The sequence below is a fragment of the Arthrobacter sp. TmtSoilC77 genome (assembly GCF_059739415.1).
In genome coordinates this window covers 4,563,477-4,582,284 of sequence record NZ_AP046050.1, presented here as the reverse complement: position 1 = coordinate 4,582,284, position 18,808 = coordinate 4,563,477, and the positions used below count along the sequence as shown (strand labels likewise).

General features: G+C 63.3%; 16 protein-coding genes and 1 riboswitch. All 16 genes read left to right on the top strand.

Annotation, left to right across the window (positions count from 1 at the left end; translation table 11 throughout):
* The first annotated feature begins 58 nt into the window (after positions 1–58).
* The 16 genes from AC6I99_RS21210 to AC6I99_RS21135 all read left to right on the top strand — a co-directional run bounded on the left by AC6I99_RS21210 (position 59) and on the right by AC6I99_RS21135 (position 18,732).
* Complete coding sequence (locus tag AC6I99_RS21210) at positions 59–1,573, top strand: PucR family transcriptional regulator (RefSeq protein WP_497961777.1); 1,515 nt, start codon at positions 59–61, stop codon at positions 1,571–1,573.
* A 74-nt stretch (positions 1,574–1,647) separates the two neighbouring features.
* Positions 1,648–1,746, top strand: a riboswitch (glycine riboswitch).
* Between the two features lie 148 nt (positions 1,747–1,894).
* A complete protein-coding gene (gene gcvP, locus AC6I99_RS21205; RefSeq protein ID WP_497961775.1) occupies positions 1,895–4,762 on the top strand; it encodes an aminomethyl-transferring glycine dehydrogenase in 2,868 nt (955 codons plus the stop codon).
* 12 nt (positions 4,763–4,774) lie between these two features.
* Entirely contained in the window at positions 4,775–5,911 is a 1,137-nt protein-coding gene (gene gcvT, locus AC6I99_RS21200; protein WP_497961773.1) for a glycine cleavage system aminomethyltransferase GcvT, read from the top strand.
* Positions 5,912–5,931: 20 nt separating this feature from the next.
* Positions 5,932–6,315, top strand: coding sequence for a glycine cleavage system protein GcvH (gene gcvH / locus AC6I99_RS21195; RefSeq protein WP_497961771.1), 384 nt, complete (start codon positions 5,932–5,934; stop codon positions 6,313–6,315).
* The gene (glyA, locus tag AC6I99_RS21190) at positions 6,312–7,631 is read left to right on the top strand and encodes a serine hydroxymethyltransferase (RefSeq protein ID WP_497961770.1); all 1,320 of its coding nucleotides are present in this window, start codon (positions 6,312–6,314) and stop codon (positions 7,629–7,631) included. Before gcvH ends, glyA begins: the two co-directional genes overlap by 4 nt.
* Before the next feature lie 461 nt (positions 7,632–8,092).
* Positions 8,093–9,511 (top strand): L-serine ammonia-lyase, encoded by a 1,419-nt coding sequence (locus AC6I99_RS21185; protein WP_497961768.1) that lies wholly within the window; start codon positions 8,093–8,095, stop codon positions 9,509–9,511.
* A 58-nt stretch (positions 9,512–9,569) separates the two neighbouring features.
* Positions 9,570–10,577 (top strand): lipoyl synthase, encoded by a 1,008-nt coding sequence (lipA, locus tag AC6I99_RS21180; protein ID WP_224093011.1) that lies wholly within the window; start codon positions 9,570–9,572, stop codon positions 10,575–10,577.
* Between the two features lie 21 nt (positions 10,578–10,598).
* Entirely contained in the window at positions 10,599–11,384 is a 786-nt protein-coding gene (locus AC6I99_RS21175) for a methylenetetrahydrofolate reductase (protein ID WP_497961767.1), read from the top strand.
* Positions 11,385–11,567: 183 nt separating this feature from the next.
* Positions 11,568–12,947, top strand: coding sequence for a serine/threonine-protein kinase (locus AC6I99_RS21170; RefSeq protein ID WP_497944060.1), 1,380 nt, complete (start codon positions 11,568–11,570; stop codon positions 12,945–12,947).
* Positions 12,948–13,445: 498 nt separating this feature from the next.
* A complete protein-coding gene (locus AC6I99_RS21165) occupies positions 13,446–13,898 on the top strand; it encodes a hypothetical protein (RefSeq protein ID WP_497961765.1) in 453 nt (150 codons plus the stop codon).
* A gap of 89 nt (positions 13,899–13,987) precedes the next feature.
* Positions 13,988–14,854: a COG1470 family protein gene (locus AC6I99_RS21160; RefSeq protein ID WP_497961763.1), complete on the top strand. Its 867-nt coding sequence runs from the start codon at positions 13,988–13,990 to the stop codon at positions 14,852–14,854.
* A gap of 1 nt (position 14,855) precedes the next feature.
* Entirely contained in the window at positions 14,856–15,362 is a 507-nt protein-coding gene (locus AC6I99_RS21155; protein ID WP_497961762.1) for a hypothetical protein, read from the top strand.
* Positions 15,359–16,636 carry a hypothetical protein gene (locus tag AC6I99_RS21150; protein WP_497961760.1) on the top strand — a complete coding sequence of 426 codons (1,278 nt, stop codon included), beginning with the start codon at positions 15,359–15,361 and terminating at the stop codon, positions 16,634–16,636. The genes AC6I99_RS21155 and AC6I99_RS21150 overlap by 4 nt, the downstream gene beginning before the upstream one ends.
* Positions 16,637–16,796: 160 nt before the next feature.
* On the top strand, positions 16,797–17,867 hold the full coding sequence (locus AC6I99_RS21145) for an FUSC family protein (protein WP_497946912.1): 1,071 nt from the start codon (positions 16,797–16,799) through the stop codon (positions 17,865–17,867).
* Positions 17,868–17,929: 62 nt separating this feature from the next.
* Complete coding sequence (locus AC6I99_RS21140) at positions 17,930–18,331, top strand: hypothetical protein (RefSeq protein ID WP_224093024.1); 402 nt, start codon at positions 17,930–17,932, stop codon at positions 18,329–18,331.
* 140 nt (positions 18,332–18,471) lie between these two features.
* On the top strand, positions 18,472–18,732 hold the full coding sequence (locus tag AC6I99_RS21135) for a GlsB/YeaQ/YmgE family stress response membrane protein (protein WP_477516894.1): 261 nt from the start codon (positions 18,472–18,474) through the stop codon (positions 18,730–18,732).
* Positions 18,733–18,808 lie beyond the last annotated feature (76 nt).

The window sequence follows — 18,808 nt, the reverse complement described above, 5'->3', positions numbered from 1 at the left end:
ACAAATGTCTAAAGGTCCCGAACGGGCCCCGGAAATCATAGAGTCAGGACCCCATCCGATGGCAATCACGGTCGCCGAACTCGTGGCTGAACCCCAACTCGGGCTCAGCCTTCTGGCCGGTGACGCAGGCCGCGACAACCGGATCACCTGGGCCCACACCTCCGATCTGCCCAGGCTCTGGGAATGGGTCACAGGCGGCGAGCTGATGATGACGAATGGGCTGTCGATTCCGGCCGATGCCGCGGGACAAGTGGCGCTCGCCGAGGCCCTTATGGACAGCGGGGCAAGCGCCTTGGCCATCGGCGAGAAGATGCACGCGCCTCCGCTGACGCCGGAGTTCCTGGCGGCCTGCAATCGGCTGCCGCTGCCGCTCATCAACATCCCCTACCCGCTGCCGTTCATCGCGATCGCCCGCTCGGTTGCCGAGTCCTCCCTGCTCGAAGAGTCCCGGCGCTTGCGGCAGACGGCCAGGGTTTACGACCTGCTCCGAACGGCCGGCGCCTCGGAGGACCATTGGCAGAGCCTGGTCCAACGGCTCGCCACCGAACTGGATGCGGAGCTGTTCGTGGTGGACCGCCGCTGCCTGCATCCCTGGCATCCGGAGGGACAGCCGGTCCCACGGTTCCTTGCCGATGAATGGGCTCCGCTTTCCGGGCAGGTGTCCTTGGCGGGTAAGAACTTCCAGTGGCACCGGATCCGGGGCCGGCACGTGCTGACCATGGACATCCCGACCCACGCCAACGCGCTCCTCGTGGTGCTGCCCAACAGCGAACCGCACCCGGACGCCGTCGTACTTCTGCACGCCGCAACGGTGCTGGGTCTGCAACTTTCGCGCATCGTCCTGTCGCTGGAAGGCCGACATCGGCTGGCGGGTGAGTTCCTGCTGCAGGCCATGGATGGGAGATTGGGGGCGGCCGAGATGGAGAGCCGGCTGGCCGGTTTTGATGTTCCGCCCCAGGATTTCCTGCTCGCCTCGCTCTACGCGGACGCCGGCGATAAAGCAGCGGACGACGGCGACAGGCTGGCTAACGTGCACATCGAACTGTGGCGGCACGGGGTTGCGTCGGCTTCCCTGAAGCGGAATAACCGGCTCCACGTCGTGGTCCCTGCTGATGTGCCGGACGACATCCTGGTTCATTGTGCCGGGGCGGATGCCGCGATCGGGATCAGCGCTCCGGCGGGTGTGGCGGGCATTCAGCGCGCGCTGCAGGAGTCACTGTGGGCGCTCGGATCGGCCCGGGCGAACAAGCTTGGCCTGGCCCGCTACGCGCAGGGACCATCATGGCTGGGGCTGACGGGTTTCGAGGAAGGAACTGCGCTGGTCCGGCGCCTCCTCGGCCCGATTTTCGATTACGAGCAGAGCCAGGAAGGCGATCTCATCGTCACGCTGAGGACCTATTTGGACTCGCAGCGTTCCTGGCAAAAAACCGCCGCTGCCCTGTTCGCGCACCGGCAAACCATCATCTATCGGATACGGAAAATCGGCGAATTGACGGGGCTGGACATGGGTGAAACCTCCACTGTTGCCCAGTTGTGGTTCGCTCTCCAGATCCACGAGGCAATGCACCGGTAGGTATCCCTTGCTTGCGCTTTTTCCGGATAACCCGCTATGGTGTGAACCGTGTCACTGACGTGACGCAATGCTTTTGATCTGTGGCGGGAGAGTCCTGCCGGTACATCCAGTCAGGCGCCGTAGGAGCAAATCCTCCCCAGGAATCTCTCAGGCCCACGTACCGCCACGGCGAGGCAACTCTGGAAAGCAGTCCAGGTAACTGGGCTCACCGACGGTGCAAGCAGGCAACCATTCCTGCGGAATCTCTCAGGTCCAATACAGAGCGGGGAGGAACCCACATCATCGTGGCGCACATAGGGCGCCTGAATCATGGAGTTCCTCTTGACTGTTCAATCAACCCCCACCGCTTTCGCGGACCGGCACATCGGCGCCCGCCGTCAGGCCGACGTTGACACCATGCTCAAGGCAATCGGCTACGACTCCGTAGACGGCCTGGTAGATGTTGCGGTCCCCGATTCCATCCGGCAAGCCACGCCGCTGACGCTCCAGGCCGCCCTTAGCGAGACCCAGGTCCTCGCCGAGCTCCGCAAGCTTGCGTCCAAGAACAAGACCGCCATCCAGCTGATCGGCCAGGGCTACTACGACACCGTTACGCCGCCGGTTATCCGACGCAACATCCTGGAAGCTCCGGCTTGGTACACGGCGTACACGCCTTACCAGCCCGAGATTTCGCAGGGCCGCCTCGAAGCTCTCCTGAACTTCCAGACCATGGTCCAGGACCTCACCGGACTTCCCGTGGCCAACGCTTCGCTGCTGGATGAAGCCACTGCTGTGGCCGAGGCTGTGCTGCTGATGCGTCGTGCCAACAAGTCCAAGACCGCGAAGGACGGCAAGACCGTCCTGGACGCCGACCTCCTCCCGCAGACCATCGCCATCGTGAAGGGCCGCGCCGAGGCGCTCGGCTTCGAGGTGGAGATTGCCGACCTCTCCGCCGGGCTTCCCGACGGCGAGATCAACGGCATCGTCCTGCAGCAGCCCGGCGTTTCGGGCCGCGTTTTCGACCACTCCGGCGTGATCGCTGACGCCAAGGAGCGCGGCGCGCTGGTCACTGTCGCTGCCGACCTTTTGGCGCTCACCCTCATCACGCCCCCGGGCGAGCAGGGCGCCGACATCGCCGTCGGAACTGCGCAGCGCTTTGGTGTTCCGCTGTTCTTCGGCGGCCCCCACGCTGCGTACATGGCAGTCCGCGAAGGCATGGAGCGCACGCTCCCGGGCCGCATCGTCGGCGTCTCCAAGGACAACGCCGGAGTCCCGGCCTACCGCCTGGCCCTTCAGACCCGCGAGCAGCACATCCGCCGCGAAAAGGCCACGTCCAACATCTGCACCGCGCAGGCACTGCTCGCCATCGTGGCGTCGATGTACGCGGTTTACCACGGTCCGGAAGGCCTGAAGGCGATCGCCGAAAGCGTGCACGGCCACGCCCGCACGCTGGCCACTGCCCTCAAGACCGCCGGCCGTGAACTCGTGTCTGAATCCTTCTTCGACACCCTCACTGTCCGCGTACCCGGCAAGGCTGACAAAGTCATCGCCGCCGCCGAAGCCCGCGGTATCAACCTGCGTCGCATCGATGCTGACACGGTTGGCGTTTCCCTCGATGAAACCACGACGCCGGAGGTCCTCTCTGCGGTAGCCGTCGCTTTTGGTGCCGGTCCGGTGAAGGACGCTTCCGGGTTTGAGCTGCCCTCAGACGTGGTCCGAACCAGTGATTTCCTGCAGCACCCCGTGTTCAACACGCACCGTTCCGAGACGCAGCTGTTGCGCTATATCCGCAAGCTGTCCGACCGGGACCTCGCACTGGATCGCACCATGATCCCGCTGGGTTCCTGCACCATGAAGCTCAACGCTACAGCTGAGATGGAAGCAATCTCCTGGCCGGAGTTCGCCTCGATCCACCCGTTCGCTCCGGATCACCAGACCGCTGGGTGGCGCGAGCTCATTGAAGGACTGGAAGCCGACCTCACTGAGATCACCGGCTACGACCAGGTCTCCATCCAGCCGAACGCCGGTTCGCAGGGTGAGCTCGCCGGCCTCCTTGCGATCCGCGGCTACCACCTTTCCCGCGGCGACGAGCAGCGCAACGTGTGCCTGATCCCTGCTTCTGCGCACGGCACCAACGCGGCCTCGGCTGTGCTCGCCGGCATGAAGGTAGTAGTGGTGGCCACCGCTCCCGATGGCACCATCGACCACGTGGATCTCAAAGCCAAGATCGAAGCCAACCGGGACGCCCTTTCGGCCATCATGATCACCTACCCGTCCACGCACGGTGTTTACGACGCCGACGTCCGGGAAGTTTGCGACGCGATCCACGAAGCCGGCGGCCAGGTGTACGTTGACGGCGCAAACCTCAACGCACTCGTTGGGCTCGCCCAGCCGGGCAAGTTCGGCGGCGATGTATCCCACCTGAACCTGCACAAGACTTTCTGCATCCCGCACGGCGGCGGTGGACCCGGTGTTGGTCCGGTTGCGGCAAAGGCACACCTGGCACCGTTCATGCCCGGGGATGCGAACAATGTTTCATCTGAAGGTGGCGTGGCCATCTCTGCATCCCGCTACGGCTCCGCCGGTGTGCTCCCGATTTCCTGGGCTTACGTGAAGCTCATGGGTGGCCAGGGGCTCACCGAAGCCACCAAGTCCGCGCTGCTTGCTGCGAACTACGTTGCCTCCCGCTTGGATGAGCACTTCCCGGTTCTTTACACCGGCGAAGGCGGTCTTGTTGCCCACGAGTGCATCCTGGATCTCCGCGAACTGACTGCCCGCACCGGCGTCACGGCTGAGGACGTGGCCAAGCGCCTCATCGACTTCGGTTTCCACGCTCCCACCTTGGCGTTCCCGGTTGCGGGCACTTTGATGGTGGAGCCGACCGAGTCCGAGGACCTTGCCGAGATCGACCGCTTCATTGAAGCCATGATCACCATCCGTGCCGAAATCGAGCAGGTTGCCACCGGCGATTTCACTGTTGAGAACTCGCCGCTGCGCAACGCGCCGCACACGGCTGCCGCCGTCGTGAGTTCTGCATGGGACCGCGACTACACGCGGGAGCAGGCAGCGTTCCCCGTCCACCACCTTAAGCAGGACAAGTACTTCCCGCCGGTCGGACGCATTGACGGCGCTGCTGGCGACCGCAACCTGGTGTGCTCCTGCCCACCCCTTGAAGCGTTCGAGGACAACACCGCAGACTTCGAGAACTAAAGGACTGACTCAATGACTGAGAACTACACCGCTCTCTACGAGCAGCACAAAAAAGCCGGGGCCTCGTTCACGGACTTCGGCGGCTGGCAGATGCCGCTCAAGTACGAGTCCGAGCTCGCCGAACACCACGCAGTCCGTAACGCAGCTGGCCTCTTCGACCTCTCCCACATGGGCGAAGTGTGGGTCACCGGTCCCGAAGCTGCTGCCTTCCTTGACTTCGCGCTGGTGGGCAAGCTGTCCGCCGTCGCGGTGGGCAAAGCCAAGTACTCGTTGATCTGCAACGCCGACGGCGGCATCATCGACGACCTCATCACCTACCGCCGCCCTTCTCCCGAAGAAGGCGTGGATCAGTACCTCGTGGTCCCCAACGCGGGCAATGCCAAGGTAGTTGCGGCAGCTCTGCTGGAGCGGGCCGCCAGCTTCGACGTCGTGGTTGAGGACGCCTCGGCTGAGACGTCGCTGATCGCAGTCCAGGGTCCGAACGCGGAAGCCATTCTGCTGACCTTGGTTCCGGCAGAGCAGCACGCCCTCGTGACCGAGCTGAAGTACTACGCGGCTGTTGAGGTTGAGGTCAACGGGCAGGACTTGTTGCTTGCCCGCACCGGTTACACCGGCGAAGACGGCTTCGAGATCTACATCCCGAACGTTGACGCAGCAGGCCTTTGGGAAGCACTCCTCGAGGTGGGCGAGGGCCACGGCCTCATCCCCGCGGGTCTTGCAGCCCGCGACTCCCTTCGCCTCGAAGCCGGCATGCCGCTCTACGGCAACGAGCTCTCCCGCTACGTCAACGCCTACGCCGCAGGACTTGGCCCGGTGGTTTCCCTGGCCAAGGAAAGCGACTTCATCGGCAAGGAAGCCCTGGCTGCGATCAAGGCAGCCGGCGTCGGATCGACCATCGGACAGAAACTGGTCGGCCTCAAGGGAACCGGCCGACGTGCAGCCCGCGCCCATTACTCGGTCCTCAAGGACGGCTCGCTCATCGGCGAAGTCACCTCCGGCCAGCCGAGCCCGACGCTCGGTTACCCGATCGCCCTGGCGTATGTCGACGTCGAGCATTCCACACCGGGCACGGTCGTCGAGGTGGACCTCCGCGGAAAAGCTGAGCAGTTCGAGATCGTTCAGCTGCCGTTCTACAAGCGCCAAAAATAGCCACGAGAGAAGGAACTGGAATGAGCAAAGTAGTTGCCGAGCTGAAGTACTCGGCTGAGCATGAATGGGTTGCTTCGGATGGAGCGGGGCCTGTGGGGATTGGGATCTCTGCGGTTGCTGCGGATGCCTTGGGCGACATTGTGTACGTTGACCTGCCTGAGGTCGGTTCCACTGTGACTGCAGGCGAGACCTGCGGCGAGGTCGAGTCCACCAAGTCGGTCTCGGACCTGTACTCGCCGGTGACAGGTGAGGTGACCGAGATCAATGACGCCGTTGTCAGCGATCCGGCCCTGATCAACAACGACCCCTACGGTGCCGGCTGGCTGTTCAAGGTGGCGGCCACGGAAGAAGGCCCGCTCATGTCGGCTGAGGAATACGCTGCAACAAACGGTGGCGAACTGTGAACCCGGCAGTCGTGACTGAGTTCGCGCAGGTTGTGTCGGCGTCGTTGGACGCCCAGCTTTCCGAGCTGGATCCGGAGATCGCCGCGAAGATCGACGACGAACTGGGCCGCCAGCGCGACGGCCTGGAAATGATCGCCTCAGAGAACCACACGGCCGTTGCCGTGATGCAGGCGCAGGGCTCGGTACTGACCAACAAGTACGCCGAGGGCTACCCGGGCAAGCGGTACTACGGCGGTTGCGAGCACGTCGACGTGATCGAGCAGCTCGCGATCGACCGCATCAAGTCCCTCTTCGGTGCCGGGTTCGCGAACGTCCAGCCACACTCCGGTGCGCAGGCGAACGCCTCAGTGATGCACGCGCTGATCAAGCCGGGCGACACCATCATGGGCCTCAACCTTGCCCACGGCGGCCACCTCACGCACGGTATGCGGATCAACTTCTCCGGCAAGCTCTACAACGTGGTCCCCTACGGCGTCCGCGAGGACACCCACACGGTGGACATGGCCGAAGTCGAACGCCTGGCGCAGGAGCACAAGCCGGCGCTGATCGTCGCCGGCTGGTCCGCTTACGCGCGGCAGCTGGATTTCGCTGAGTTCCGCCGGATTGCCGACTCCGTGGGTGCCTACCTCATGGTGGACATGGCGCACTTCGCAGGACTGGTTGCCGCTGGCCTGCACCCGTCGCCCGTGCCGCACGCCCACGTGACGACGTCGACGACGCACAAGACCCTCGCCGGTCCGCGCGGCGGCATCATCCTCTCCAACGACGCCGACATCGCCAAGAAGATCAACTCCGCAGTGTTCCCGGGGCAGCAAGGTGGGCCGCTGGAGCACGTGATCGCGGGTAAGGCCGTTGCTTTCAAGATCGCAGCCTCGGCAGAGTTCCGGGAACGTCAGGAACGTGTCCTGGCCGGCGCCCGGATCCTGGCCGAACGCCTGGTCCAGCCGGACGTTGCGGAAAAGGGTATCTCCGTTGTCTCCGGCGGGACCGACGTGCACCTTGTCCTCGTCGACCTGCGCAACTGCGAACTCGACGGCCAGCAAGCCGAAGACCGCCTCGCCGCGATCGACATCACCGTCAACCGCAACGCCGTCCCGTTCGACCCACGCCCGCCCATGGTCACCTCCGGCCTGCGCATCGGCACCCCGGCCCTCGCCACGCGCGGATTCGGGGAAGCGGCCTTCCGAGAGGTTGCGGACATCATCGCCGAAGTGTTGATTGCCGACGCCGATGCGGACCTTTCCGGGTTGCGGCACCGGGTTGATGTGCTTGCGAAGGCGCATCCGCTGTACCCGGGGGTTGCGAACCTCGCCTGAGCCTGGGGGGTGGGCCGTCGACCGAGGCCGGTGCGTGGGGCCCTTCGGGGCCGACATCCTCCGCGGGCTCGGTCGCATAGGCACCCGCTGAGCGGGTGCGATGCTCCCTTGGACGCCCGCTTCCGGATGCCGGCCCCGAAGGGGCCGCCGGGGCGGGTCGCCTTCCTGGGACGGGCAGCTTCCCAGGGTGGGCCGCGAGGATGCTTTGGTCTTCCGTTTCGTGGGGTTGCTGCGGGGTGTGCCGTGCGCACGGCATGTTTGGCAGGGAGCCCACGAATCGGCGGGCGGACTCGATTTTGATCTCCCGGGTGTGGCATTTGCTGGGAACGAATGCCGCACACAAAACCGGGTTTGGAGGTTCGCACTGGGACCTCCACTGGGGCCGGGCCGCCTTGGCTCGGGATTTGGCCCGGCCCCCACATTTTTGTTGTGTTTGACTCCTCCCTGAAAGGGATCCAGCCATGGCTGTTGGTGTTTTCGATCTGTTCTCTGTGGGTATTGGCCCGTCGAGTTCTCATACTGTGGGGCCGATGCGGGCTGCTGCGGTGTTTGCTGGCGAGTTGCGTGAGTCCGGGGTGCTGGGTTCGGTGGCGGGGTTGCGGGTTGATTTGTATGGGTCGTTGGCTGCGACTGGCCGTGGCCACGGGACGATGACTGCGACGCTGTTGGGTTTGGAGGGTTACCATCCGGAGTTGATCCTGCCTGATGAGGTGGAGGAGCGGTTGGCTGCGATCGCTGAGACGGGTGTGCTGAATCTTGCTGGTGCTGGCGTTGCTGGTGCGGGGGTGCAGTTGCGGTATGCGGTGGAGGATATGGTGTTGCATCCGTTGACGGTGTTGCCGCGGCATACGAACGGGATGAAGTTTGCTGTGGTTGATGCTGAGGGCGCCACGTTGCGGGAGGCGACGTTTTTCTCGGTTGGTGGCGGGTTCATTGTCCGGGAGGGTGAGGAGGACGCGGCGCGGGCGGAGTTGGAGGAGACGAAGGCGGAGTTGCCGTTGCCGTTCCGGACGGCTGCTGAGTTGCTGGGCCGGTGTTCCTCGAAGGGGCTGGGGATCAGCGACATCATGTTCATCAATGAGCGGGCGTCCCGGTCCGAGGAGGAGATCCGGGAGGGTTTGTTGCATATCTGGTCCGTGATGGAGGCGTGTGTTGAGACGTCCCTGAAGCGTGAGGGTGTGTTGCCCGGGGGGTTGAGGGTCCGTCGTCGTGCTCCTGACTGGCTGGAGCGGTTGTTGAAGGAGGACAAGGACCGTAACGATCCGAAGTATTGGCAGGAGTGGGTGAATCTGATCGCGTTGGCGGTCAATGAGGAGAACGCTTCGGGTGGGCGGGTGGTTACGGCGCCGACCAATGGTGCGGCGGGGATTATCCCGGCGGTGTTGTATTACGCGTTGCATTATGCGCCGGGCATGGACAAGGCCACCCAAAAGGATAAGGACGATGTGGTGGTGAAGTTCCTGCTGGCTGCGGGGGCGGTGGGTGTGTTGTACAAGGAGCAGGCGTCCATTTCGGGGGCTGAGGTGGGCTGCCAGGGCGAGGTGGGTTCGGCGTCGTCGATGGCTGCTGCGGGGTTGGCCGAGGTGATGGGTGGTACGACGGGTCAGGTGGAGAACGCGGCGGAGATCGCGATGGAACACAACCTGGGGTTGACGTGTGATCCGATCGGGGGGTTGGTGCAGATTCCGTGTATTGAGCGGAACGCGATCGCGGCGGCGAAGGCGATCAACGCGGCGAAGATGGCGTTGTGGGGGGATGGGACGCACCGGGTGTCCCTGGATGAGGTGATCGTGACCATGCGCGAGACCGGCAAGGACATGTCCTCCAAGTACAAGGAAACCGCGATGGGCGGCCTGGCCGTCAACGTCGTCGAATGCTGACACGGACCTGCGTTGTGGCAACGCTCAAAATGAAACAAACCAACAAGGAAGTAAACCCATGACCCTGGCACCTGAAGGCCGTAAGTTGCTGCGCGTTGAGCAGCGTAATTCGGCTGTCCCGGTTGAACGCAAGCCCGAGTGGATCAAGGCCAAGGTCCAGATGGGGCCGGAGTTTGTCGGTCTGAAGAACCTGGTGAAGAAGGAAGGCCTGCACACGGTGTGTGAGGAGGCCGGTTGCCCGAACATTTTCGAGTGCTGGGAAGACAAGGAAGCGACGTTCCTGATCGGCGGGTCCGAATGCACCCGCCGCTGTGATTTCTGCCAGATCGATACCGGCAAACCCTCCCCGGTGGACATGTTCGAACCCACCAAGGTGGCCCGGTCCGTGCAGGCCATGCAGCTGCGCTACGCCACCGTCACCGGGGTGGCCCGTGACGACCTCGCCGATGAAGGTGTCTGGCTGTACGCCGAGACGGTCCGCAAGATCCACGAACTGAATCCCGGCACCGGGGTGGAGCTGCTCATCCCGGACTTCTCCGGCAAACCCGAGCACATCGCCGCGATCTGCGATTCCAAGCCCGAGGTGTTCGCGCACAACGTCGAAACCGTGCCCAGGATTTTCAAGCGGATCCGCCCGGCGTTCCGGTACGAACGCTCCCTGGATGTCATCACCCAGGGCCGGGACCTTGGCATGGTGACCAAGTCCAACCTGATCCTGGGCATGGGCGAAACCCGCGAGGAAATCTCCGAAGCGCTGCGGGACCTGCACGCGGCCGGGTGTGATTTGATCACGATCACCCAGTACCTGCGCCCGTCCGAACGGCACCTGCCCGTGGACCGGTGGGTCAAGCCGCAGGAGTTCGTGGATCTCCAGCACGAGGCCGAGGAGATCGGCTTCCTCGGTGTGATGTCCGGGCCGCTGGTCCGCTCCTCCTACCGGGCCGGGCGTTTGTGGGCAACCGCGATGCGCAAGAAAGGCTGGGAAATCCCCGCCGCCCTGGCCCACATCGAGTCCTCCGGCACCACCCGCCAGGAAGCCTCCACCATCCTCGCCGCCCACGCCTAAGCCACAGCAAAAGGACACCTCATGCTTCCCGTTCGTGTTGAGATCATCCCGTCCGAGGGAATCGTGGATGTCGTCAGCAAGGCCCTGCCTACGTCCACCGCAATCAGCATTACCTGCCTGCCGAAGCATGGTGTCGGTGCCACACTCCGTGCTGCTGTCCAGCTGAGGGAGCTCGGCTATACCGTGGTTCCCCACCTTGCTGCCAAGGCTCTTGAAAGCCGCGCCGAGTTGTCAGCCATACTGGGTGACTGCTCGGCGTCGGGCATCACGGAAGTCTTCGCCATCGGGGGCGACGGGCAGCCATCGGGTTCGTATTCCACTGGCGGGGAATTGCTGCGCGACATCGCCCAGATCACGTCCGGCGAAATGGCCGTTGGAGTGGCCGGCTACCCGGAAGGGCATCCGGACATCACCAGCCTGCGCTTGGTTGATGCCTTGCTGGAGAAGCAGGAGTTCGCCACGAAAATAGTCACGCAGATGTGTTTCTCGGCGGACAGGATCCAGGACTACGTGGCTATGCTCCGCCGTGAGGGCGTACTCCTTCCAGTGTGGGCAGGTGTGGCAGGGGCCGTGCCCAAGGTAAAGCTGGTCTCGCTTGCCACCAAGATCGGAGTGGGGTCCTCCTTGAAATTCCTCAGCCGCAAAGGCCCGCTGGCACGGAGGCTTCTGATCGGGGAACGGTACACGCCGGACGCGCTCATTGAGGAGCTCTCTGTCCGACCAGGGATAGAGGGAATCCAGCTCTACAGCTTCAATTCCTTGGACGCACTTCCAACGCCCCAACCCGCCGTCGAAGGGGTTCGATAACCGCAGTTTTAGGTGCGAATTCCCCCGATTTTTCCCCGAAAAGTAGTAGCACACTTCATGGTTGGCAAGGTGGGCCGGAGGCTGTACGTTTGCCGTAAGAAGGTTACTTAGCAACTGCATAGCAGCGCAGGATAAATGGGGGTAAATCGGCGCAGCGCGCTTGGACGCAAGAGGTGTAGGGCCGTGAGGGCAGGCGGAGAAGCTTTCGTTGATCCAGCAGGCGGCGGGGACATTCTCAACGGCCGCTACCGGATTCTGGAGCTACTCGGGCACGGGGCGATGTCCACTGTCTGCAAGGCCCGGGATGAAGTCCTGCAGCGCGATGTTGCACTTAAGATCTTTTCCCCAGGCTCAGGCGACGAGGGTTTCGAGGAGCGCCAGCAGGCAGAGATGCGGTTGCTTGCAGGATTTGATCACCCAGGCCTGGTGCATATTTACGACGCCGGTGTGGACGCCGGAACTTCGGGCCCGCCGCAGGCTTTCCTGGTCATGGAGCTGGTTTCCGGAAATAATCTGCGTTCGGTGCTTGCTCAGGGTCCGCTCAGCCTCGCGGAAACAACGCACATCGGCCACGCCCTTGCAGGTGCCCTCGTGCAAGTTCACGGGAGCGGAGTTATTCACCGGGACATCAAGCCTGCCAATATCCTGGTTTCGGAAACTCCGGGCCCTGATCGCATCGTCAAACTCGCTGACTTTGGCGTGGCCCGAATCTTGGAAGGCAGCCGCCTGACTGCCACCGGAATGACGGTGGGAACCGCCCAGTACCTCAGCCCGGAACAGGCTCTGGGCCGTCCTTTGACTCCTGCCAGCGATATCTACTCCCTCGGCCTGGTGCTCTTGGAATGCCTTACGGGCAGGACCGAATATCCGGGGACGCCCATTGAGTCGGCTGCAGCGCGCCTTCACCGTGCCCCCGTCATCCCTGAGCAGATCCATCACCCCATAGCCGAACTGCTGAAGTCCATGACGGACCTCGAACCAGACAATAGGCCGACTGCCGCGGAGATCGAAGAATTCCTGGCTCGCCCGTGGCAGGAGGCGTATGCACACCCAGCAGCTACGGCGCTTTTGCCGCCTCTGCCTGCCCGGGCGCCCGCCATCGGGGCAACAACCGAAGTTTCCCCCAAGCTTCACAGGAGTAGGGGAGGCGGCAGGCTCGGGGCGCTGTTGATGGTCCTTCTCGCGGCAGCGATAGCAGTCCCCCTCGCGGTGGCATTATCCGGTCAGGAGCCCTTGCCGGCAGACGTTACCTCGCCTTCGCCGGTTATGCAGGAATCGGGCCTTCCTTCCCCGGCTGGAACGCCCGCGCCAGTGGTAACAATTACCACCCCTGGGCCGGTGGAAACGGTTCTCATTCCTGGGCCGGTGCAAACCGTTCAGCTGCCGCCGTCCGACTCAGGCAACGGGCAGGGAGACGTTCCATCGCCAGCGGCCAGCGAGCAAAGCGGGCCGACAGAGGATGCGCAGGAAACCGAATCACCGGCGCGTGGGGCCCAAGGCGGCGGCCAATCCGACCAAAGAGGCCAGGGAAACGAAAAAAGCAAGGGCAGGGGCACCAACTAAAACGACCCGCAATGCATGCAGTCAGCCCCGAACATCTTCGAACGCCAGCGCAGTTTTTGCTCAAGATGGGCACAATGTTGGCTCAGTGGCAGCTGAATTTCCGAAATGCCCGGCCCGCAGCGACTCCCGGGGGCAGGTACCGGGCCATTAAAAAACTGAGTACTCCTGATCCGACGGCTGCCGGCGTGCTCATGAACGGCGCAGGCCAGCGTTGGTGTACTAAAGCGGGCTATCAGATGGGCATAGAAGCCTATCCCGCGCTGGCATGACGCAAAGTGCTACCAAGTAGTCCCCAATACGAAAACTGAGTACTCGCCTGCCGGTTCAGCGTATTCCTGACCCCTTGGTCGGGCGGAAAAGAGGCGTACACCCAAGAGTAGTCACGGTGCCACTGCGGGCTGAACTATTGGGGGCATCGCTTCATCCGCCGGGAACGGTTGGATGCTTGGGGGTTGCGATGCGGCTCCCCGGGAAAAAGATCAACCAAGGAGTCATACCATGCGCAAGCTTTCCAAGAAGAGCCGGATCACCGCCACCGTCGCAGGCGTGGCATTGGTAGCCGTAGGTGGCGGAGCTGCCTACGCCTACTGGACCACCACCGGTTCCGGCAGCGGTTCGGCCGCCAACTCAGCCGGAGGCGGAACTGTCACGCTGCACGCTACGTTCAATGCCGGCCTGGCGCCGGGCAATGAAACCAACGTGGCCTACACCGCGGACAACGCGACGACGTCCAGCACGGTAGTCGGAGCCCTGACGGCAAATGTAACCACGAGCGACGCCGCCTGTCTTCCGGCATGGTTCGAAGTCACCGCCGTGACCAGCAACTCGACCGTCGCCGCCGGGGCTACGGGAACGTCCGTTGGCAGCGGTGTCTTGAAGTTCAACGACAGCACTGCCAACCAGGACGCCTGCAAGTCCGCGACCGTCACGGTCAACGTCTCCAGCCAGTAGCGCGTGAATGCCGGGGACCACCTTGCGAGTGGTGGTCCCCGGCTTCCGCATTCCTCCCGACTGAACGCTTCCGTCCGAAAAGAGCTTCCATGGACCACCGGCCAGAGCGCCCCGCGCCTATCCCTCGAGCTGCCGTACCACTCCGGACGCTGATAGTTGCGCTCGTGGTGGCCCTTGTTCCGGTGGCGGTTGTCGCTGCAAGCAGTGGGCAGAGCGCTACGCAAGGCAGCCCGGTCAAGGTAGCCAAGGGGATTACGGTGGCGTTGTCGCCCTCGAACCGCAGCCTGGATCAGGGGCAGTCCACCACCTTCACAGTGTCAGCCACGTCTACGGGCGGTTTCACCGGACCCGTGACGTTCACTGTTACGGGTCTTCCGGTTGGGGCGACAGCCGCATGGTCGCCGTCGTCGGTGGTTTTGGGATCCGGCAGCACAACGCAGGTGGCTTTGACCGTGGCCACGTCCCCCACAACATCGGTCGGCAAGTTCGATTTCACCGTGAAGGGAGCCAGCGGCGCAGCCCAAAACGCGGTCCAGTCGAACGCGGCGCCCGGGCAGTTGCAGGTCCAGGAAGTCAAACGGACCTTCGGTGTCACCGGCTCATTGAGTGGGCTCTTGGCGCCAGGGGTGTCCCAAGCAGTGGAGCTGCAGATTTCCAACCCCGGGAACAAGAGCATCGCCATCACGAACCTGACCGTCTCGATTGCGCAGGTGGTGCGCACGCCGGCAGCCGTGGCGGCCAACCTCCCCTGCAGCAGTGCTGACTACCAGGTCACCCAATACACCGGGAGTTACCCGTTGGCAGCTCCTCCTGGGCCCAGTTCGCTGACCTCGCTGGGCGTGAATGACAGCAGCAGATGGCCCCAGGTGAGGATGCTGGACACCTTGCAGCTCCAGGACGGTTGCAAGGGTGCGACCCTCCAACTCACGTACTCCGGGACGGGACAGGCGAACTGACATGAAGACGCTCAACCGGAAGCCCCGTAGCGGACGGATCGCCCGCACCACTGCTGCCACCGTGGCCCTTTGTATCCTGGGCGGTGCAGGGACTGCCTACGCCTACTGGTCTACCACCGGAATCGGCAGCGGTTCGGCGACCAACGGGACAATGCAAACCGTGACCGTGGATGCGCTCATCCCGGGCGACACCCTGCAGACCAGCCTCGTTCCAGGTGGATCAGCCGACGTGGTTCTCCGGGCAACCAACCCCAATAGCCATGCGGTTACCGTCTATGGAATCGCGGCTAACGGCGCCGTGACTGCAGACGCCGCGCATTCCGGCTGCACCACCACCGGCGTGACGTTCACGCCCCCGGCTGCACCATTGGCGCCAACGGTGACCATCCAGGCAAATACATCCATCCTGCTGACTCTTGAGGGTGCGGCCAGCATGAGCGCGGCCTCACTTTCCGCCTGCCAGGGCGCCCAATTCAACGTTCCCGTCACGCTGGAGGTACGGAAGTGAGCCCGCTTCGCCAGTCCGCTGCTTCATCGTCCTCAACGCGGGTGACGATGGGCGCTTGGAACCGCGCCCTCGTGATCATTCTCGGCATTCTCCTCGTCTCATGGGGCGGTCCCGCAGCCAGTGCTTTCTGGAGTTCCGTCAGCAGCAACTTCGGTGCCGCCAAGGCCGACGCCGTCGCCCAGGGCGCAAAGCCCACTACCGCCGTTTCCGGAAGTAGTGTGACGGTCACCTGGACAGCAAGCACGACGGCGGCTGGCCGGTCCGTGACCGGGTACAGCATCGCCCGCTACGGCTCAGCCACTGGCGGAACTGCGGTTGCGGCAGCCGGAACCTGTGCAGGAACAGTGGCCGGGCTGAGCTGCGTGGACACGGGTGTCACCACGGGGAACTGGTACTACACGGTTACGCCCAAACTCTCCCAGTGGCAGGGCGCTGAAAGCACACGAAGCGCAGTTACTGCCGTGGATGCCACCGCACCCCTCGCCCCGTCCGTGACGGCGCCACCATATGTCTACAGCGGAAACGTGACCGCTGTTCCAGTCAGCGGGACGGCAGAGGCCTTGTCCTCGGTCACTTTGACCGTAACGGGAACGGGAGCCCTGCCCGTGACCCAGACCATTAGCGTCAACAGCTCCGGGAACTGGGCAGCGACCCCCTTGAACCTGAGCGCTTTCAGCCCAGGGACCATTAACTACTCAGCACAGGCAACGGACGCCGCAGGTAACACTGGTCCTGCGGGAGTGGCTACATCCACCAAGGACGTGAGCTCGCCAGCGGTGGCGGGGGTCCAGCTGAACAACCGTTCGGGCGGCACCCTCGGCAAGGTGGAGAAGGGCGATTCGGTGACGATAACGTTCTCTGAACCCATCAACCCGAACACGATCTGCAGCGTCTGGGAGAACGACACCACCAACGTGCAGACCCAGGCCGGCAACAACGCGGATAACGTGATAGTCAACGTAAGCTCCAGCAACATACTGACTGTAACCGGGGCTGGGTGTACAACCCTCAGGGTCGGCAGTGTTGCACTGGGCGGCAACTACACAACCTCCGCACTCAGCTTTAGCGGTAATGGCACTAACAACGCCTCCAGCCTGAGCTGGAATCCGACGGCGCGAACACTCACCATCACCCTTGGAGCAGGGACCAGCGGAGGCTCGACGCTTACGTCGACCACGATCTTCCCGACTTACACCCCCGTCACTGGCCTGACGGACGTAGCAGGCAACCCACTCGGAACAGGGCCCTTCCAGGGAGCACCCTCCCGCTTCTAGCGACAAGAAGTGCGCAACTGATAGTGCCCCTTATTCCTCGTGATAAGGGGCACTATCTGTGCCCAAACCCGGAGTAGCCCAGCGCCCGGAGCGTAGCCTTGAAGCGGACGCCAGCGCCGCCGTCGTACGTTTGATCCTGCGACGAAAGGCGAGCCGCCCCTTGAAGGCTGTAGCGGAAATGTTCACGATGGGTCCGGGAAACAAGGACCATCACCCGGCTCTCCGCTGCGCTGTTGGTGTCTTTGTGCCGCTGATTACGCTGACCCTGATGGGGCGGTTGGACCTGGCCGTGTTTGCCTCGTTCGGTGCGTTTACCGGCATTTATGGCCGCAATGAACCGCATAGCGTGCGCTTCCGAAGCCAAGTGCGTGCCGGTGGTTTCATGCTGCTTATCATTTTGTTGGCCACCCTCATGGCTCGTGCAGCGCAAGCCATTGGCATCGAGGGCGCCGCGTATTCGTGGCTCTTGACTGCTGCAACCACTGTCGTGGCGGGCGCGTGCTCGGTGGTGGTCGCGGCCTGGAGGTTGCGGCCAGGCGGCTCCCTCTTTCACATCTTCGCCTTCGCTGCGATCGCATCCATCCCTGCTCAGCCGCCCTTGTGGGAGGCCATGCTGGTCGCGGTAGGTACCACGCTCTTCTGCCTGCTGATCGGCATGTCGTCACGGGTGCTCAAAACTCACAGAACCCCGTGGAAACGGCCGCCCCGCATCCGCCACACCACGTTGGAACGTCGTGCGATCTGGTTGGAAGGCGGCGGATATCTGATTGCCGCAGGCCTTGCGGGGACCATCGCGACTCTGGTGGGGGAACGGCTCGGCTTCGGCCACACTTATTGGGCCATGGTTGCGGCGGTGGTTCCATTGGTGGGTCATTCGACGCGCCACCGAGTGAGCCGTGGCATCCAAAGAATCGCCGGAACGGTGATCGGATTGGTGCTGCTTGCCGGCATCCTGTGGCTCAATCCCGCGCCCTGGGCCATGGTCCTGGTGATAGCAGCTTGCCAGTTCGGTGCTGAGATGTTTATCGCCCGGCAGTACCTTGTGGCGCAGATCTTCGTAACTCCGCTTGCCCTGATAGCTACGTTGCTGGCAGCCCCGGTTGATCCCGGCCTCCTGTTGCGGGACCGCATCATCGAAACGGTGATCGGTGCCGCCGTCGGCGTTGCCGTGGTGGTGGCGCCCGCCCTTTGGCGGCGGGTGCGTGCAACCGTGCCGGCTGGTTGGACTTAAATCGTAAGTACACATATAACTAGATAGCCAAGATAGTTACTAGGGATGTGTGGGAGAAGACGATGACAGTCGCACTGCGTGAACCAAGCTCCACACCAGTCGCTGGGAATACCGTGGACCATGCTGCGGAAGGGGTGCTGCCGATGGGGCCCGTCCACTGCGGTTCGCACATGGCTATCTCCGCAGGACCGGGCCATGACTCCATGCAGTGGATCACAGTGGAGCCAATATGGCCGGAGTGGGCTTGCGGTTGCGGTTTCAGAATGGACATCGACGCCTTGGACCCGGTCAGCGGTGTGTGGGTCGCAGCACTTCGCCGCCAAAGCCTTCAACATGAGTTGGCGATTTCCCAGAACACACTCGCCCTGGCCTTCAAGAAGGCCGTCGACGCCGGTGTCGAGCCCCGGGCTCTTGCTGAAGTAGCCGGACTGCCGGTTGGGGAGATTGAATCCTTCCTTCAGTAACAGGGGAGCCATAAAAACGTCTGCCCGCCCAGCTGTTGTCGGGATACGTCGCCGCACAAGCGGGCAGCTAGCAATCAGGCCGACCGTGGCACCAAGTATTGGTGCTTGACCGAGGCTTACGTACGAGAAAAGGGAAACAAATGGGAATCATTGGTTGGATTGTTTTGGGTTTGATCGCAGGAGCCATCGCCAAGGCCATCATGCCGGGCAGGCAGGGAGGCGGCTGGATCGCTACGCTCCTGCTGGGAATCGTGGGTGCCGTGCTGGGTGGCTGGATCGGTAGCGCCATCTTCAAGGTTGGCATCAACGAATTCTGGTCGATCTACACGTGGTTGCTCGCAATCGGAGGTGCGCTGATCGTACTGGTCATCTGGGGACTGGTGACCCGCCGGAAGGCTTGATTCACCGCTCCCGGAGGCCCTGACGCGAATGCGTTGGGGCCTCCGTCGTCGGCGCTATCTACCCAAGGCGCCTAAC

Coding starts and splice junctions, on each gene's coding strand:
- AC6I99_RS21210 (WP_497961777.1), top strand. CDS start 59: ATGGCAATCACGGTCGCCGAACTCGTGGCTGAACCCCAACTCGGGCTC.
- gcvT (WP_497961773.1), top strand. CDS start 4,775: ATGACTGAGAACTACACCGCTCTCTACGAGCAGCACAAAAAAGCCGGG.
- gcvH (WP_497961771.1), top strand. CDS start 5,932: ATGAGCAAAGTAGTTGCCGAGCTGAAGTACTCGGCTGAGCATGAATGG.
- AC6I99_RS21185 (WP_497961768.1), top strand. CDS start 8,093: ATGGCTGTTGGTGTTTTCGATCTGTTCTCTGTGGGTATTGGCCCGTCG.
- lipA (WP_224093011.1), top strand. CDS start 9,570: ATGACCCTGGCACCTGAAGGCCGTAAGTTGCTGCGCGTTGAGCAGCGT.
- AC6I99_RS21175 (WP_497961767.1), top strand. CDS start 10,599: ATGCTTCCCGTTCGTGTTGAGATCATCCCGTCCGAGGGAATCGTGGAT.
- AC6I99_RS21165 (WP_497961765.1), top strand. CDS start 13,446: ATGCGCAAGCTTTCCAAGAAGAGCCGGATCACCGCCACCGTCGCAGGC.
- AC6I99_RS21160 (WP_497961763.1), top strand. CDS start 13,988: ATGGACCACCGGCCAGAGCGCCCCGCGCCTATCCCTCGAGCTGCCGTA.
- AC6I99_RS21155 (WP_497961762.1), top strand. CDS start 14,856: ATGAAGACGCTCAACCGGAAGCCCCGTAGCGGACGGATCGCCCGCACC.
- AC6I99_RS21140 (WP_224093024.1), top strand. CDS start 17,930: ATGACAGTCGCACTGCGTGAACCAAGCTCCACACCAGTCGCTGGGAAT.
- AC6I99_RS21135 (WP_477516894.1), top strand. CDS start 18,472: ATGGGAATCATTGGTTGGATTGTTTTGGGTTTGATCGCAGGAGCCATC.